The 16,607-nt window shown below is 54.0% G+C and carries 12 protein-coding genes; 10 read left to right on the forward strand and 2 right to left on the reverse strand.

All coding sequences use genetic code 11. The features are described 5' to 3' along the window. Window positions 1-717 precede the first annotated feature (717 nt). From QFX07_RS03940 to QFX07_RS03950, 3 genes are all read left to right on the forward strand, one after another. Entirely contained in the window at window positions 718-1,491 is a 774-nt protein-coding gene (locus QFX07_RS03940) for an MBL fold metallo-hydrolase (protein WP_279754126.1), read from the forward strand. Between the two features lie 126 nt (window positions 1,492-1,617). After that, window positions 1,618-4,506, forward strand: a complete 2,889-nt coding sequence (gene uvrA, locus QFX07_RS03945) for an excinuclease ABC subunit UvrA (protein ID WP_279754125.1) — start codon at window positions 1,618-1,620, stop codon at window positions 4,504-4,506. 28 nt (window positions 4,507-4,534) lie between these two features. Then, window positions 4,535-5,686 (forward strand): GNAT family N-acetyltransferase, encoded by a 1,152-nt coding sequence (locus QFX07_RS03950; RefSeq protein ID WP_279754124.1) that lies wholly within the window; start codon window positions 4,535-4,537, stop codon window positions 5,684-5,686. Window positions 5,687-5,804: 118 nt separating this feature from the next. Here the strand turns inward: QFX07_RS03950 and QFX07_RS03955 are convergent, their stop codons facing one another. Continuing rightward, window positions 5,805-7,316 (reverse strand): glycoside hydrolase family 1 protein, encoded by a 1,512-nt coding sequence (locus QFX07_RS03955; protein ID WP_279754123.1) that lies wholly within the window; start codon window positions 7,314-7,316, stop codon window positions 5,805-5,807. Between the two features lie 130 nt (window positions 7,317-7,446). Between QFX07_RS03955 and QFX07_RS03960 the strand changes: the two genes are divergently transcribed. The 7 genes from QFX07_RS03960 to QFX07_RS03990 all read left to right on the forward strand — a co-directional run bounded on the left by QFX07_RS03960 (window position 7,447) and on the right by QFX07_RS03990 (window position 14,954). Further along, complete coding sequence (locus QFX07_RS03960) at window positions 7,447-8,145, forward strand: lipoate--protein ligase family protein (protein WP_279754122.1); 699 nt, start codon at window positions 7,447-7,449, stop codon at window positions 8,143-8,145. 118 nt (window positions 8,146-8,263) lie between these two features. Further along, complete coding sequence (locus tag QFX07_RS03965) at window positions 8,264-9,154, forward strand: fumarylacetoacetate hydrolase family protein (RefSeq protein ID WP_279754121.1); 891 nt, start codon at window positions 8,264-8,266, stop codon at window positions 9,152-9,154. Between the two features lie 74 nt (window positions 9,155-9,228). After that, window positions 9,229-9,672, forward strand: coding sequence for an ArsR/SmtB family transcription factor (locus QFX07_RS03970; RefSeq protein WP_279754120.1), 444 nt, complete (start codon window positions 9,229-9,231; stop codon window positions 9,670-9,672). 132 nt (window positions 9,673-9,804) lie between these two features. Further along, on the forward strand, window positions 9,805-11,838 hold the full coding sequence (gene thrS, locus QFX07_RS03975; RefSeq protein WP_279754119.1) for a threonine--tRNA ligase: 2,034 nt from the start codon (window positions 9,805-9,807) through the stop codon (window positions 11,836-11,838). A gap of 440 nt (window positions 11,839-12,278) precedes the next feature. After that, window positions 12,279-12,914, forward strand: a complete 636-nt coding sequence (locus QFX07_RS03980) for a hypothetical protein (protein ID WP_279754118.1) — start codon at window positions 12,279-12,281, stop codon at window positions 12,912-12,914. Between the two features lie 30 nt (window positions 12,915-12,944). Further along, window positions 12,945-14,072 (forward strand): DUF262 domain-containing protein, encoded by a 1,128-nt coding sequence (locus QFX07_RS03985; protein WP_279754230.1) that lies wholly within the window; start codon window positions 12,945-12,947, stop codon window positions 14,070-14,072. A gap of 627 nt (window positions 14,073-14,699) precedes the next feature. Next, complete coding sequence (locus QFX07_RS03990; RefSeq protein WP_279754117.1) at window positions 14,700-14,954, forward strand: aminotransferase; 255 nt, start codon at window positions 14,700-14,702, stop codon at window positions 14,952-14,954. A gap of 215 nt (window positions 14,955-15,169) precedes the next feature. Here the strand turns inward: QFX07_RS03990 and QFX07_RS03995 are convergent, their stop codons facing one another. After that, complete coding sequence (locus QFX07_RS03995; RefSeq protein ID WP_279754116.1) at window positions 15,170-16,537, reverse strand: hypothetical protein; 1,368 nt, start codon at window positions 16,535-16,537, stop codon at window positions 15,170-15,172. Window positions 16,538-16,607: the final 70 nt, after the last annotated feature.

Below are 16,607 nucleotides of genomic sequence, written 5' to 3' on the forward strand. Positions count from 1 at the left end.
TGATTTTTAGTGACACACTATCTTGTATTTTGTGAAAATATAGTTTTGACTAGGTGTTTTGCTCTTTGAATGGAGTTTCAGTGGGTGTGCCCAGTGAACCTGAAGGTAGGGCTGCTGTTATCGTTTTGTTATAAAAGCTCTACTTCCGCGGAATACCGGGCTAAAACCGGGGATTGAGCCTTCAAAATTACTAAGTGTGAAGCTTGGGTCAAAGGTGTGCAGAAGCGCCAAATGGGGGAAATATTAAACCTATTTTAGGTGAAATAAGTCACGCCAAAACCCGTAAAATGAAATTGGTACGTATGGATAGCCAAAAAATACCTATTTTTATTACAGAACGATTATATTGAGACTCAAGTCGCCAAAACCGGCTCCCCGCGCCAAATCGAGTGGCAAAACAATCCCAAAAAGTTTGCTACCATTAAGTCATCAAGTAATCGTGAGATTTCCAAAGTCCTCGGGTTGCTTGTGTTTGAGTGAGTGATAGATACCCCTGGGTGTCATGAGAAGCGACTGTGTATCGATGCGCAGTCGCTTCTCTGTTTAACTTTGGAATTTCACTGGAGTCTCAGATAGACGGGACCTGGCTAGAGCTTGTTCCGAGCGTGCTCCAGTATCTGTTCCCTGTGCATCCCGCACAGTCAATGCCGAATGCGCTCACAGGGAAGTGCTCTATATAGACTCCTCCTGCAATGTGGGAACCCCTACACTGGAACTATGACTACTTACCCCGAACCCACCCTCATCTTTGAAAACCCCGAACTGACTGTCCGAGCGTTCAGCGTCTCCGAGATGGACAACAGCGTCTACCTCATCACCATGCGCGCCACCGGTGAGCAGGTGCTCATTGACCCCGCAGACGAGGCAGAAGAACTCTATGCCTACACCCTCGATGCGCTTCTGAACGATTGCCCGCAGCTGGAACTGACTGACTCGGAAGACCGTCGCGTGCGCGTTATGGAGAAGGAAGAGGACTTCAACTCCCTTAGGCCCCGGGCAATGGGTCTGACCGGCATCCTTGTCACCCACGGCCACTGGGACCATATTCGCGCTATTAAGGAGCTCGACCACCTCACCGGTGCCGTCACCTCCGCAGGTGCAGCTGACGCAGCCGCTATTAAGGAGCAGGAAGACTACACCGTCGAAGAGGAGCTGGCCGGCGGCGAAAGCTTCGACTTCTACCGCTCCGACACCGTCATCCGCTCGCTGCACGTGCCTGGCCACACCCCCGGATCCATCGTCTACACCCTCGAAACCAGCTGGGAAGACGGCACCCCCGCAACCCTGCTATTCACCGGTGATACTCTCTTCCCCGGCGGCGTGGGCAAGACCGACTCCCCGCAGCAGTTTAGTGAACTCTTCTCCAATGTGCTCGAAAAGCTCTTCGGCGGCTTTGAAGATGACGCAATCGTGCTGCCCGGCCACGGCCGCTCCACCACTCTCGGTGACGAGCGCCCACACCTGGAAGACTGGGCAACCCGCGGCTGGTAAACCGTGCCTGTCAGTCCGCCTCATATAAGTACTGCACCCTCAGGCCTTCACCGGTCGCATAATCCCGCCGGTGAAAGACATGAGGGTGTAGAATTTAAGTTCGAAGATAAGACGAAAGGATTTTCGATGACACCCCGCCCTGCACACGGTAGCACCGCACTCAAAGCGAACGATCTGACCAGCATCCGGGTTCAGGGTGCCCGCGAAAACAACCTCAAGAACGTAGACCTTACCATTCCGCGTGATGCAATGGTCGTCTTCACCGGACTCTCCGGCTCCGGTAAGTCCTCCCTCGCCTTCGACACCATCTTTGCGGAAGGTCAGCGCCGCTACGTTGAGTCGCTGTCCTCCTACGCGCGTATGTTCCTCGGACAGGTCGATAAGCCCGATGTAGACTTCATCGAGGGCCTCTCCCCGGCGGTGTCTATCGACCAGAAGTCCACCTCCAAAAACCCGCGCTCAACCGTCGGTACCATCACCGAAATCTACGATTACATGCGTCTGCTCTGGGCGCGCATCGGCCACCCGCACTGCCCCGAATGTGGCGAAGAAATCACCCAGCAGACCCCGCAGCAAATCGTGGACATTCTGCAAGAGTACCCCGAACGCACCCGCCTGCAGATCCTCGCGCCCGTTGTCAGCGCACGTAAGGGCGAGTTCGTTGACCTCTTCAAGGACCTGCTGACCCAGGGCTACTCGCGCGCCCGCGTGGACGGTGAAACCGTGCAGCTCTCCGCCCCGCCCAAGCTCGCCAAGCAGTACAAGCACACCATCGAGGTGGTCGTCGACCGCATCGTCATCAAGGACGGTATTCACCAGCGCCTGACCGACTCTATCGAAACCGCGCTCAAGCTTGCTGATGGCCGCGTGCTCATCGACTTCGTGGATCGTGAGCAGGACGACCCCGAACGCGCCCGCTCCTTCAGCGAAAACCTCGCCTGCCCCAACAACCACCCGCTGCAAATCGACACGATTGAGCCGCGTGCCTTCTCCTTCAACTCGCCGTTCGGTGCGTGTAGCGCCTGCGACGGCATCGGCTCGCGCCTGGAAGTGGACACTGACCTGCTCGTACCCAACCCCGACCTGACCCTCGGCGAGGGCGCTATCGCTCCCTGGTCGCAGGGCAAAGCAACCACCGAATACTGGCTGCGCCTGCTCGCGGGTCTGGGGGAGGAGCTCGGCTTCGACCTGAACACCCCCTTCAAAGACCTGCCCGCCAAGACCCGCGCTGCCATTCTGGACGGCAAGGACTATAAGGTTGAGGTATCCTACCGCAACCGATTCGGCCGCGAACGCCGCTACACTTCCGGATTCGAGGGCGTGAAGGCGTACATCAAGCGCAAGCACGAAGAAACCGAATCGGACTTCGCCCGCGACCGCTACGAACAGTACATGCGTCAGGTCGCCTGCCCCTCCTGCGGCGGCGCGCGCCTGAACCCGACCATCCTCGGCGTGAAGGTTGGCGGCAAGTCCATCGCAGATATTACCGACCTGTCCCTAGCTGACGCACTTAGCTTTGTGCGTGGCCTGCAGCTCAGCGCACGCGAAGCCAAGATTGGTGAACAGGTCCTCAAAGAAATCGATGGGCGCCTGCAGTTCCTGCTGGACGTGGGTCTGGACTACCTGACCCTCTCACGCTCCGCCGGTACGCTTTCCGGCGGTGAGGCGCAGCGCATCCGCCTCGCAACCCAGATTGGTTCCGGCCTGGTCGGCGTGCTCTACGTGCTCGACGAGCCCTCCATCGGCCTGCACCAGCGCGATAACCGCCGCCTCATCGAGACCCTAACTAAGCTGCGCGATATGGGCAACACGCTTATTGTGGTTGAGCACGACGAAGACACCATGCGCGAAGCCGACTGGATTGTGGACGTAGGACCCGGTGCCGGTGAGCACGGCGGCGAAATCGTGCACTCCGGCAGCTTTGAGGAGCTGCTGAAGAACACCAAGTCCATTACCGGCGACTACATGGCTGGCCGCCGCAGCATTGAGGTGCCCGCATCCCGCCGCCCCGTGGACAAGAAGCGTCAGCTGACCGTGCGCGGCGCCCGCGAAAACAACCTCAAGAACGTGACCGTGTCCTTCCCGCTGGGCGTATTTACCGCGGTGACCGGTGTGTCTGGCTCGGGTAAGTCCACCCTCGTCAATGACATTCTGTACACCTCCCTGGCAAACAAACTCAACGGCGCCAAGCAGGTACCCGGCCGCCACAAGAGCATCGACGGCCTGGAACACCTGGACAAGGTCATTCACGTGGACCAGTCGCCCATCGGCCGCACCCCGCGCTCGAACCCCGCCACCTACACCGGCGTGTTCGACCATATCCGCAAGCTGTTCGCAGAGTCCAGCGAAGCGAAAATGCGCGGCTACACCCCCGGCCGATTCTCCTTCAACGTCAAGGGTGGCCGCTGTGAGGACTGTTCCGGCGACGGCACCCTGAAGATTGAAATGAACTTCCTGCCGGACGTGTACGTACCCTGCGAAACCTGCCACGGCAAGCGCTACAACCGCGAAACCCTCGAAGTGTACTACAAGGGCAAGACCATTGCCGACGTACTCGAAATGCCCGTGGAAGAAGCCGCAGAGTTCTTTGCCGCATTCACCCCGATTGCGCGCCACCTGAACACCCTTGTGGATGTGGGCCTGGGCTACATTCGCCTGGGCCAGCCTGCAACCACCCTCTCCGGCGGTGAAGCGCAGCGCGTGAAGCTTGCAACCGAATTGCAGAAGCGCTCCAACGGCCGCTCCATCTACGTGCTGGATGAGCCGACCACCGGCCTGCACTTTGAAGATATCCGCAAGCTGCTCACCGTGCTGCAATCGCTGGTTGACAAGGGCAATAGCGTCATCACCATCGAGCATAACCTGGACGTGGTCAAGTGTGCCGACTGGATTATCGACATGGGGCCCGAAGGTGGTAGTGGCGGCGGCACCGTGATTGCTGAAGGTACCCCGGAACAGGTGGCTCAGGTGAAGGGCTCGCATACCGGCGTGTTCCTTGCCGAGATCCTGAACTAGTCGAGAACTTGACCTAGAGGAAACCTACGTGACTGATACTCAAGGAACCGAACCCACTCGGGGAGCTCAGGCAACCCGCGGCGCTGTGAACCGGGGAGCTATGAACCGAGGCGCTGTGACCACCGCGGACCGTGCCCGGCACATCCTGCACGCCCAGCTGGAGGCGGATTTCTGCCAGGCACCCGGCTCGATTAGCCGCGCCCTCGAAGAGCTACGCGACTACCTGGAAGCCGAAAGCCTGCCGCTACTCGCCACCGTGCAGCCGCCCTCCGAGAAGATGGGCGCCGCACGCCGCCGCAACGACGACATATGGGAGTTGCGCGTCGCCAACTACGCGAGCGTCGGTATTCTCTGCGCCAAGAATCCGCGCGTGCTCGACAGGGCTATCGACTACATGCTTGGAGACCAGTCGAACTGGCTGGGCGACTACGCGCAGCTGCGCCAGCTCAACGAACTGGTCACCCCCTACACGCTGCAGGTCAGCGGCACGAGCATCTACTACACGCCCGGTCGCGCTCTGCTGAACTCGGTCGTACCCGAGGGCGTTCAGGCGCAGGAGGTCAAGTGCGCCGTGCCCGGTGTGGGCATGATGCGCCGCGTTGACCCCGCCGAGCTGAAGGCTGCATTGCTTGCCGAAATCACCGGCGAACGCAGCATCCGCCGGGAGGCAAACGCCTCCGCGGGGGCGCTTGAGGTTGACCCACAGGACACACAGGCGCGCGTAACACACCTGCGCGTGGAGCTGCTGGACGCTGAGCAGATTGAGCGCTTCCGCGGGGATAAACGCTACTCGAACGCGCTGGGCTTTAGCGTGACCCGCCCGGATGTGCTGGTACTCGCTGCATACCCGGTGGATGAGAATGCATCTAAGGCACCTGATGCACCCGCGGCGGGGGAGAGCCTCGCACTCGTAGACCCTATCGCTATGGTTGGCGTGAGTGACGATTCGCCGATTATGCGCCAGATTGGTATTGACGTGTTGCCCGCCTGGCGTGGCGCAGGCATCGCCAGCGTGCTGGTGCGTGATGCGGCCCACCTGACCCTGGCGGAGGGGTACCTGCCGTTCTACGGTACGAGCCCGTCGCACATCCTCTCGCAGAAGGTTGCGATGAATGCCGGGTTGGTGCCGACCTGGTGGGAGTACGTCTCGACCAGTCTGAATGACCTGCCCATGGACTAAGTGTTATATATGAAAAAGCCCCCGAGATTCAGAGTCCCGGGGGCTTTTTATGTGCTCATTTCGCGGGGTTCAGAGTCTAGAGTCGCCGCATAAGGAACAACTTCTAGAGCCTGACCGGTTACAGCTCCGCGCCGTTGCTGGCAATCACCTCTCGGTACCAGTGGAAGGACTTCTTGCGGTAGCGCGCCAGGGTGCCAGTGCCGTCGTCGTTGCGGTCCACGTAGATGAACCCGTAGCGCTTGGACATCTGCGCGGTGGAGGCGCTAATCATGTCGATGCAACCCCAGGTGGTGTAGCCGAGCACGTTCACGCCGTCCTCAATCGCCTCGCGTACCGCGTGCAGGTGCTGGCGCAGGTAGTCGATGCGGTAGTCGTCTTCCACGGTGAACTCACCGTTCACTTTGACCAGCTCGTCACGGGCACCCAGGCCGTTCTCCACGATGAACAGCGGCTTTTGCCAGCGGTCCCAATACTGGTTGAGGACCACACGCAGACCGGTCGGGTCGATCTGCCAGCCCCATTCGCTGGCGGGCAGGGTCGGGTTCACTACGCCGCCGAGGATGTTGCCTTCGCCGCGCTCGCCTCGTGCCGGATCACCGGTCGCACAGGTAGACATGTAGTAGCTGAACGACACGAAATCTACGGTGTTCTTCAGGTCCTCGCGGTCCTGCTCGGTGATGTTCAGCTCCACGCCCTTCTCACGCAGGGCACGCAGGAAGTAGCCTGGGTATGTGCCGCGCACGTGCACGTCACCGAACGCGAAGTTCGCCTGCTCCGCCTGCAGTGCGGCGAGTACGTCGGCGGGGTCGGGGGTGAGCGGGTAGGTGGGCATGGCTAGAATCATGCAGCCGATCTGTGCCCCCGGTGCCAGTTTGCGTGCCGCAGCGGTGGCACACGCGGATGCGACCAGCTCGTGGTGCATCGCCTGGTACAGGTCGGTGTCGCTGAGCTGATCTGCCGGGGTGTTGATGCCGCCGGACATGAAAGGCAGGTGCAGCATCGAGTTGATTTCGTTGAAGGTCAGCCAGTACTTCACGCGCTTGCCGTAGCGGGCGAACACGGTGCGGGCGTAGCGTTCGTAGAAACCAATGAGTTCGCGGCTGGTCCAGCCGTTGTACTGCTCGACCAGGTGCAGCGGGGTTTCATAGTGGCTGAGGGTGATGAGCGGTTCCATGCCGTGCTTGTCGAGCTCGTCGAGCACGCGGTCGTAGAAGGCGAGGCCCGCCTCGTTCGGGGTTTCTTCGTCGCCACGAGGGAAGATACGCGACCAGGCGATGGAGAAACGGAAGACCTTGAAGCCCATCTCCGCGAGCAGGGTGATGTCTTCGCGGTAGCGGTGGTAGAAGTCGATGCCCTCCAGCTTGAGGTTGTCCTCGGTGGGCTCGGCGGTACGCGGGTACAGGCCGCCGGCGGGCAGCACATCCTGCAGACTGGGGCCCTTGCCGTCTTCGTTCCAGGCGCGCTCGAACTGGTTGGCGGCGGTGGCACCTCCGAAGAGAAAACCGTCAGGGAACGTGCCGAGCGGCTGCGGCTCAGTCACCGCCGGGCTAGTGCGCTGTTCAGTGCTGACGCGCGGGAGCGCGGTGGTTTGGGCGGTGATGTGCTGGTACTGATGCGCGGCATCCTCCAAGGTATTTTGGGCTTTTCTTCTACCCTAGCGGAGGGGGAGGGGGATTACTAGGTTTTAGCTACCCAGGTGGGCGTTTCCGTAATGTGGGGAGCCGTAGGACCTGTGGCGGGCGTAACCGTAAAATAGGAACGTGCAGATTATTCGAGAGACCGGCCCCGAATCCGGCGATATCCTCATTCACCACGATCAGACGGTGCAGATGCTCCGCGAGGTGGCAAGCGGGCAGCGTGAAGCAACCCTACGCATATATCAGCCGAACCCGACGGTTGCGTTCGGCCGCCGTGACGAACTGAACCCCGGCTTCGCGGCTGCCTCCGCGGCGTGCGCCGAGCACGGTTTTGAGGTGCTGGTGCGCAAGGTCGGCGGGCATGCCGCCGCCTACCATCAGGGGTGCCTGGTCGTGGACCATTTTCAGCCCGCCTCTGACGCCCGCAGCGGCAACACCCTACGCTACGAACTGTTCGGTTCCATGTATGCACAGGCGCTACGCGAAGTTGGCGTGGATGCACGCATGGGCGAAATCCCGGGGGAGTACTGCCCCGGCGAGTATTCGGTGCACGCGCAGCTTCCCGCCTCCGCAGATGGTGGCCGGATTAAGCTGGTCGGTACCGCCCAGCGTGTGGTGACCGGCGGCTGGTGGTTCAGCACCGGCATTGTGGTCTCTGATTCTGCACCACTGCGGGCGGTCACCGCGGATGTGTACCGTGCCCTCGGCATGGAGCTGGACCCTGCCACGGTCGGTGCGGCGCAGGATGCGAACCCCGCCCTGCTTATGGAAGACCTGGAAGACGCCATTGTTGAGGTGTACGCCCAAAACGGTTTTCGCTGAAGCGGCTTACTGAGCGATTCGCTGGAGTGATTCACAGGGCTGATTTCACTCATTTTTACCTCTGACTTTTACCCCTAACCCACCTCAAACTACCCCTACCTGAAGCGAAGGAGCATCTATGCGTTGGGCACAGATTAAAGACTCGAAGGGCAGCCGCGCGGTCTGCTTTTTCGAAGAGACCGTGTACGAGCTTCCGGCGAAGCTCAGCCCGCTACTAAATTTCTACAGCCGGTTCCGCCTGAACTTTGGCGATCCGAAGAACGCCGTGGCAATCCTGAAGGAGAACGGCGCGACTGTTATGGGTCACGGCGAGGAACTGTGGAACTCCCTGCCCTTTATTCGCCCGCTGGATAAGCCCGGCAAGATTGTGTGCGCCGGCCTGAACTACCGCGACCACGCCGCGGAAATGAACCTTGAAGTGCCCGAGCACCCAGCGCTGTTCGCAAAGTTCCCGAATGCACTGATTGGTCCCGGTGAGCAAATCCGCATGCCCGCCGATGACGGCACCGGCAGCACGAAAATCGATTGGGAGGTTGAGCTCTGCCTGGTCGTTGGCGCTCGCCTGCGTAACGCCACGGAAGAGCAGGCACTCGAGGCCCTGATGGGGTACACGATCATGAACGATGTGTCGGTGCGTGACTGGCAGGGCCGTTCCTCGGAATGGTTCCAGGGCAAGAATTGGGATGCGATGACCCCCTTCGGCCCGGTGATTGTGAGCCCCGATGAGGTTGATCCGGTTGCTGGCCTGGAGCTGGTCTGCGAGGTGGATGGCGTGGTGCGTCAGCGCGGCACGACGGCGAATATGGTGTTCACCCCGGCGCAGCTATTGTCCTACATTTCGCGGTTCATGACTCTGGAGCCGGGTGATTTGGTGGCGACGGGTACCCCCGCCGGGGTTGGCCTGTCGTTACATCCGCGTCAGTGGTTGAAACCGGGTCAGACGGTGCGCACCCGCATTGAAGGTATTGGTGAACTGGTGAATGTCTGTTCGGAGGCGGGAGCATTGTAACTTTGCAGCTGGGTAGCTCTGCAAGTGGCACTTTCTTGACGTGCCCCCTTTTCTGTACTTAAGGTGAAAATACTATGACTCAGAGCCATCACACAGACCACCATCACACAAAACAGACCGAAACTAACACCCACCACCCCGCAGAACATGTGGCGGCGCATGTAGCTGAGCATGCCCATGAGGTGCCCGCTAACGCTCCCCTCCTCGAAGGCAGTGGCCCCAAAGACTGGGAGGAACAGTTCGGCCCGTCCGTGGCGATTTTCTCTGCGCTTGCGAACCCGCTACGCCTGGCGATTGCGCACCACCTGATGCACCGCCCGCATAGCGTGAGCGAACTGTACACATGCCTGGGCATTTCGCAGCCGCTCGCATCGCATCACCTGCGTATCCTGCGTGAGGCGCACGTGATTGACCGTGAGCAGCGGGGACGTGCCACGATTTACCGCCTGAAAGACCACCATATTAGCCACATTGTGCTTGATGTTTATGAGCATACGCGTGAGCATCATGCGGACTAGTCTGCCCTCAAGCTGAGCGTTGGCTGGGAGCCGTTGTAAGATGGTGTGTGTCCGTGCACCTGTACAGTGCGGAATAGTATGCGCACCCGCGGCGCCCCGAGTGGCACGCTTGCGCCTGAGTTAAGGAGACTTATGTCTGCCGCTGATTCTTCAGCAATTGTTATTAGCGTTTCTGGTGAGGAGCGCGAGGTCACCGCGAAGACTGCCGCTGAGCTGTTCGCTGACGACCCGAAGATCGTTGTGGCACGCGTGAACGGCGTGCTGGTTGATCTCTCCCACGAGCTGTCTGCTGGCGACTCCGTTGAGCCGGTTTTCATTCACGAACCGGACGGCCTGAACGTTCTGCGCCACTCCGCTGCGCACGTGATGGCGCAGGCGGTGCAGGAGTACCGCAAGGACGCCAAGCTGGGCATCGGCCCGTACATTACTGACGGCTTCTACTTTGACTTTGATGTGGCTGAGCCGTTCACCCCGGAAGATCTGAAGAAGATCGAGAAGTCGATGATTAAGATCATCAAGTCCGGTCAGCTGTTCCGCCGCCGCGTGGTCACCCACGACGAGGCTGTCGCCGAGATGGCGAACGAGCCGTACAAGCTGGAGCTGCTCTCCCTGACCCAGGGCCCCGGTTCTGGTGCGGATGCTGCCGAGGGCGCATCCGTGGAGGTCGGCGAGGGTGAAATCACCATCTACGACAACGTGCACCCGAAGACCGGCGAGACCGTCTGGAAGGACCTCTGCCGCGGCCCGCACCTGCCGAACACCAAGCTGATCGCTAACGGTTACGCTCTGATGCGTGCCGGTGGCGCGTACTGGCGCGGTTCTGAGAAGAACCCCATGCTGCAGCGTATTTACGGTACCGCTTGGCCGACTAAGGACGAGCTGGTGGCGTACAAGGAGCGTATCGCTGAGGCGGAGCGCCGTGACCACCGCCGTCTGGGTCGTGAGCTGGACCTGTTCTCTTTCCCGAAGAACATTGGCCCCGGCCTGCCGGTGATTCACCCTAAGGGTGGCGTGATTAAGCGCGAGATGGAAGATTACGTGCGTACCCGCCACATTCAGGAGGGTTTCCAGTACGTCAGCACCCCGCACATTTCGAAGGAAGACCTGTTCTACACTTCCGGTCACCTTCCGTACTATGCGGACGGCATGTTCCCCTCAATGGAGCTGGATAACGGTAACTACCGTCTGAAGGCTATGAACTGCCCGATGCACAACGAGATTTACCGTTCTCGTGGCCGTTCGTACCGTGAGCTGCCGCTGCGTTTCTTCGAGTTCGGCACCGTGTACCGTGACGAGAAGTCCGGCGTGCTGCAGGGCCTGACCCGCGTGCGCATGATTACTCAGGATGACTCCCACTCGTATGTGACGAAGGAGCAGGCACCGGACGAGGTGCGTCACCTGCTGAAGTTCATGCTGAGCCTTCTTGAGGACTTCGGCATGACTGACTTCTACCTTGAGCTGTCCACCCGCGACACTGAGGGCGATAAGAAGGACAAGTTCATCGGTACCGATGAGCAGTGGGAAGAGGCTACCGCCGTTCTGGAGCAGGTTGCGAAGGAGACCGGCCTGGAGCTCGTCCCGGATCCCGGTGGAGCTGCGTTCTACGGTCCGAAGATTTCGGTTCAGGCGAAGGACGCGATTGGCCGTACCTGGCAGATGTCGACTGTGCAGTACGACTTTAACCAGCCGAGCCGTTTCGGTCTGGAGTACCAGGCTGCTGACGGTACCGTGCAGGAGCCGGTCATGATTCACTCGGCGAAGTTCGGCTCGATTGAGCGCTTCTTGGGTGTGCTGACTGAGCACTATGCGGGCGCGTTCCCGGCGTGGCTGGCACCGGTCCAGGTGATTGGTGTGCCGGTGGCTGAGGCGTTCAACGACTACATGACCGAGATCGCGGACAAGCTGCGTGCGCACGGTGTACGTGTTGAGGTGGATTACGGTTCGGACCGCTTCACTAAGAAGATCCGTACTGCGTCTACTGAGAAGGTTCCGTTCATTCTGATTGCTGGCGGTGAGGATGCGGAGCACGGCGCTGTTTCGTTCCGTTTCCGCGGCAACAAGCAGGAGAACGGCGTGCCTGTGGATGAGGCTGTGGCACGTATTGTGGAGCATATCCGCAACCGCGTGAACGAAGACCCCAAGCCCAGCGCTGAAGCTGCTGAGTAGTAGCGGTTAGGATGCGGGTTCGTTGGCGATGCTGACTGCGGTTATCTGCGGTTAGCTGAGCCGGCGGACTTGCACTGAGCCTATATATAGAAACCACCCCCTTTGCGGCGATAAGCTGCGGAGGGGGTGGTTTTTGTGCGCCTTGAGGAGGCGAGAGTGGGGGAGTGCGGTTGGGGGTGCAGAAAACTGTGTTGTGGTGGAGTTTTCCCTAGTCCGGGTGGGTGTCTTCGTGCTAATGTAAGTGATGGTGCTAACGTTCGTTGTCGTTCGGAAGTGCCGGTAACTGTACGATTCGGATAATGATATCTGATACGTATCAGGTAGCCTGTGTTCACTTAGCTGATTTTGATATTTATATCCAAAGAATCAAAGGAGTAGCAAGTATTAAAGATAGTAATTTATTTGAATTCAAATAATATTAGTAATATCCAAGGAGGGTAATGGAAAATCTTTCTGAAGAGAAAGCTCGCAATAGAAAAAAATTTCTAGAAGAATACGAAAAATATAAAAGAACTCCTTCATGGTATGTTGTATCAAATATCTTAGAGGGAACCCCAGTGATGTGGCCAGATTCTATCGACTATGCTGAGTGGAGGCATAATTTAGCAGAGAAGCTAAACATTCCGGCAACATCCATAATTGTGGTTGGAAGCTCAAGGACTGGCTATTCTTTAAATACAAATAGGGAAAAGGATAGGTTGTTTTCTAGCTTCTGCGAGGAATCTGACATTGATGTCGCTATTGTGGACTCATTTTTGTTTGAGAAAGTTTGGAAAAGGTTTAATGAAATTTTTATCAATGGTAAAGTTAACTCAAAACTTAAAAGTAATGAGGTATTTTATAGAAAGATGTTATCTCGGGAGAGTTTATTAATTAGAAGTGACGTTATGGATGTTGTTCCAGACAAGGAAGCTTGGGCTAATGTTGCAGAAGATGATACATTGAAATTAGGAAAGGGGTTCTATGGTAATGAGATAGTGTTTAAGATATATCGAACACATGAAGCTATTTTGCGTTATCATATTGATAATGTTCAAAAAGTCTATAGGAATATTATTTCTTCTGAAGATTCCTAGTTATTTAAGGAGGTTTTACAATTGGCTGATATGAATTTTGATGGTTACTCAAATATAGGTTTTAGGATTGAGTCAATAAATTTATCTACTATAAAAGAGAGGGAAAGGTCCGGTTCCCTAAACTTGAGGCCTGAATATCAGAGGGAATTTGTGTGGCCTGTGAAGGCTCAAATCTCTCTGATTGAATCGATACTTCTGGGTTATCCTGTGCCTGAAATATATCTGGCATATGAAACTGATTCTGAAGGTAATCAGTCTGTTGAAGTGGTGGATGGTCAGCAAAGATTATCAACAATTATAAAATTCTATCGTGATGAGTTGGAGCTTGATGAGGAGTCTCTTGAATATAGGTATTCAATAGATAATTTTGCTGGAAAAAAATTCTCCGATCTTACTGAATCTGAAAAATTGAGTTTCTGGGAATATGAGATTCCTGTGCGTAAATTATCGAACATAGATGAGATGACAATCCGAACAGTCTTTGCTCGAGTAAACCGAGTCAATGTAATATTGAGCGATCAGGAACTTAGGAAGGCGCTATATCCAGGTGAATTCTATGATTTCTTAAAGGATTGTGCAGCAAGTAGTCTGTCTATTCGTTCTGGAGTATTTAGTGGGTCTCGTCGGTTGCGAGGGGGGGATTTGGAATTCTTTGCTGAGGTATTCCTTACTTGCCTATTTGGTATTAAAAACAAAAAAGCTGGTTTTGCAGAAAATTATGAATCTGTTTCCCTAGACTTTGAACCGTATAGGGAGAAATCAAAAGAATTTTTGAAGATTCTTGAAAGCCTGGGATCCTCACTTGAGTGGAAAAAAAGGACTAGATGGTCAAATATTGTTGATTTGTATACATTGATATATACTCTTTGGAAGCTTAATGTTCGTGATGCAGATAAACTAAAGGAATATAAAGATATGTTAACTGTATTCCAAGGAGTTGTTAATATAATTAAGCGGGTAGATGAATATTCTAGTCAGGTAGAGACTGAAGTCCTTAAGGAACTGGAAACTAATCAAATCCCATCAAAGTATAAGGATGTTTTGGTGGAAAAGTCTCAGGAATATTCAGAGGGAATCCGGAATTCATCTGATTTGGCGGCGCGTCGAAAGAGATATGTAGCGTTGAAGGAATGGCTGGAACTAAAAAATAACGAATAAGGTATCTCTGAAACGTGTTTGGGACCCGGCGGACTATCACATAAGATAGCCCGCCGGGTCCTCCTTTATGTATCTTGGGGAATAAGTTAGCCCTGAGAACCTTCAAAGTTCTGTAAGGAGGAATCTAACAAATAACCCGACCAGTAGTTGCAAGCCATGAACTTTGTTGATGTCGAGGCAGCAGGCGCTATTTTCTACAGGTCACCTTTTCTTCGTCAGACTTAGCTCCAGACTGCTAATATGGTAGCAAGGCGAACGTCCATAGTCATTCAGAAAAATGGGTAGCTGGATAGTCCTGAAAATGATGTATCGCTGTTGATTATTGAGGGAGCACGAGCGTATGAAGTCGAATAAGTATGTTCCTGTTGGGATGCTGTTCTTGATCCTGGCAATTGTCTTGAATGTAGTGTCAAATGTCAGCGACCTGGTGCTTGGAATTCTCTACGGCATCTCAATAGCAGTATTGATTATTGGACTATTTAATAGTCGAAAATAAGTGCTGTAGCAGACGAAAACGGACCCGGCGGACTATCCATCAGATAGCCCGCCGGGTTTTTCGGGAAGCAAAGTTTGTTCATGAAGAAGTAGTAGGCTTTGCTGTTGAAGCGCATTTGAAAGGGCTGAGGTATGGCAAGCGTTGAAGTGATGAAAGAACGAGCTCGCATCGCGGGACACTTCAACATGTCTGCCCGCCGCAATCCGGAACACCAGGCACTCGTAGCGCTCGCTGCGCAGAAGGCGGGAGGGGAGTGCCACGTTATCCCTGTTGCTCCCGGCGAAGATGAGGCTGATGTACTCGACCGTGCACGCAAGGTTGCGGACGGCAAGCCGATCATTATTGTGACCGAGGCTGACGGGAAGCTTTCTGCCCGCCTTCGGTAGTATTTGTCACTAATATTTACATAAATATAAAACGGTCTGACGGACATACATAGAGAGAGTCGTCAGACCATTTTAAATAATTTTTTGATGATATATACATATGTATACAGTCAATAAGATTTCCATGCTCTGTAAATTTTTAGATTTAACTCCTATGTTTTAAGGAGAAGGGGCGGGTAATAATGATTTTTAGTCTATATATAATTTTATTATGCCTAGTTTTGCAAATCTATGTGTTTAGAATAATTCTCGCTAGGTATCTCGATATCTATCTCCTCACAACTTTGGATAGCTACACTATCTTTAATTGATTTTTTTTGCACCTTACTTGAAGCGCTATTGTTTCCCAAGCCCGGCTTTTCATCAATAGTAATTTTGGCGTGAGAGAGGATATGCAATAAAGTTTTACCAGGTAAGATGCCATTAATATTTATGTTCACTATATCATCAGATTCAATTTCTCCTGAAAATCTTCTTATAGTGAGATGGGAGTTATTTGTAAATTGAGTATCTTGGAGACTAATCTCTGACATCTCGATATAGTATGGAAGTTTTTCATACTTGGACCATATTTCCCACCAAGGGGTGGCCCATGTTGTCCACCAAGAGATGGACAATACTTTCCACCAAGGGATGAGTTTTTGACGGGGGGAATAATTATCTAGGTAGGCAGCTTCTAGGGTGACAGATTTTTTAAAAATACAGTCATCGAGGATGATTTTCCCTGGTTTAGTCTTATACATTTTATCCTTATATTCGATCAATAGGGATATTTCTAAATCTTCATGAAAAGTGCATCCTTTAAAATCCATACCCTCAACGCTAGCAATTTTTTTAAGTTTAATGGGAAATGTAAAATTAGCTCCCTTGAAATTAAAGTCGAGACCGCCCCAAAGCGAATGTGAATTATCCGATCTGTCAAGCCTGTTATATATTTCATTCATTATGGTTTCACCTACTGCATCTTTGTAGTTTATGTGATTCGAATTTCCGGATTCTCGGATATATGTGCACAATACATTTACAATTGCTTGAGCCTCTTGTTCGCTTTTGCGATAGGTTTCACCTGGAGTATTGATCCATTCATCTGCGAGTCTGCATAAGTTGTGGACTGCGGAAATTGCAGAAAATGTATTCGGGGAGGAGAGGAGTTCAATTGATTTTATGCTTTTTTCGTATCGAGATGATTGTGTTCTTTGAATTTTTTCATCAGCATTTTTTAATTCATCAATATCGTTTTTCCTGCGATTTTCTATATAGCCTAGTAGAACGACTAGTCCACCACTTATAGTTAGAAGTGATTGGAGTAGGAGTGGTCCAGGTCCATCTTTTTGAAAGCTTAGGTTTAGTGTAATTGGTAGAGCAAAAGAAACCTCAATAAATATAGATGCAATATATATTGTAGACAAGATTTTATTTTTTGTTGTGAATTTATTGATAAATAAAAGTATGATTGTTGCGGCAAATAAAACTAAAATTAGTATAAGTATCTCTATTCTTTTTTGACTAAGAGAAGCCAAGGTTTTGAAAAGCTCAGTATCTTCCAAGGTTTTGAAAAGTTGTTCAGTATCTTCAATATTCAAAATAGTTAGTCCCTTCTTGAATAGGTGTAGCTAGCGACATTTTTTACAATATAAATGGAGGCTATTATTA

The organism is Rothia similimucilaginosa, from assembly GCF_029850985.2.
Taxonomy (GTDB): Bacteria; Actinomycetota; Actinomycetes; order Actinomycetales; family Micrococcaceae; genus Rothia.

Excerpts from the sequence above, each read along its gene's own strand:
- QFX07_RS03940 (WP_279754126.1), top strand. The coding sequence starts at position 718 with ATGACTACTTACCCCGAACCCACCCTCATCTTTGAAAACCCCGAACTG.
- uvrA (WP_279754125.1), top strand. The coding sequence starts at position 1,618 with ATGACACCCCGCCCTGCACACGGTAGCACCGCACTCAAAGCGAACGAT.
- QFX07_RS03965 (WP_279754121.1), top strand. The coding sequence starts at position 8,264 with ATGCGTTGGGCACAGATTAAAGACTCGAAGGGCAGCCGCGCGGTCTGC.
- QFX07_RS03970 (WP_279754120.1), top strand. The coding sequence starts at position 9,229 with ATGACTCAGAGCCATCACACAGACCACCATCACACAAAACAGACCGAA.
- thrS (WP_279754119.1), top strand. The coding sequence starts at position 9,805 with ATGTCTGCCGCTGATTCTTCAGCAATTGTTATTAGCGTTTCTGGTGAG.
- QFX07_RS03980 (WP_279754118.1), top strand. The coding sequence starts at position 12,279 with ATGGAAAATCTTTCTGAAGAGAAAGCTCGCAATAGAAAAAAATTTCTA.
- QFX07_RS03985 (WP_279754230.1), top strand. The coding sequence starts at position 12,945 with ATGAATTTTGATGGTTACTCAAATATAGGTTTTAGGATTGAGTCAATA.
- QFX07_RS03990 (WP_279754117.1), top strand. The coding sequence starts at position 14,700 with ATGGCAAGCGTTGAAGTGATGAAAGAACGAGCTCGCATCGCGGGACAC.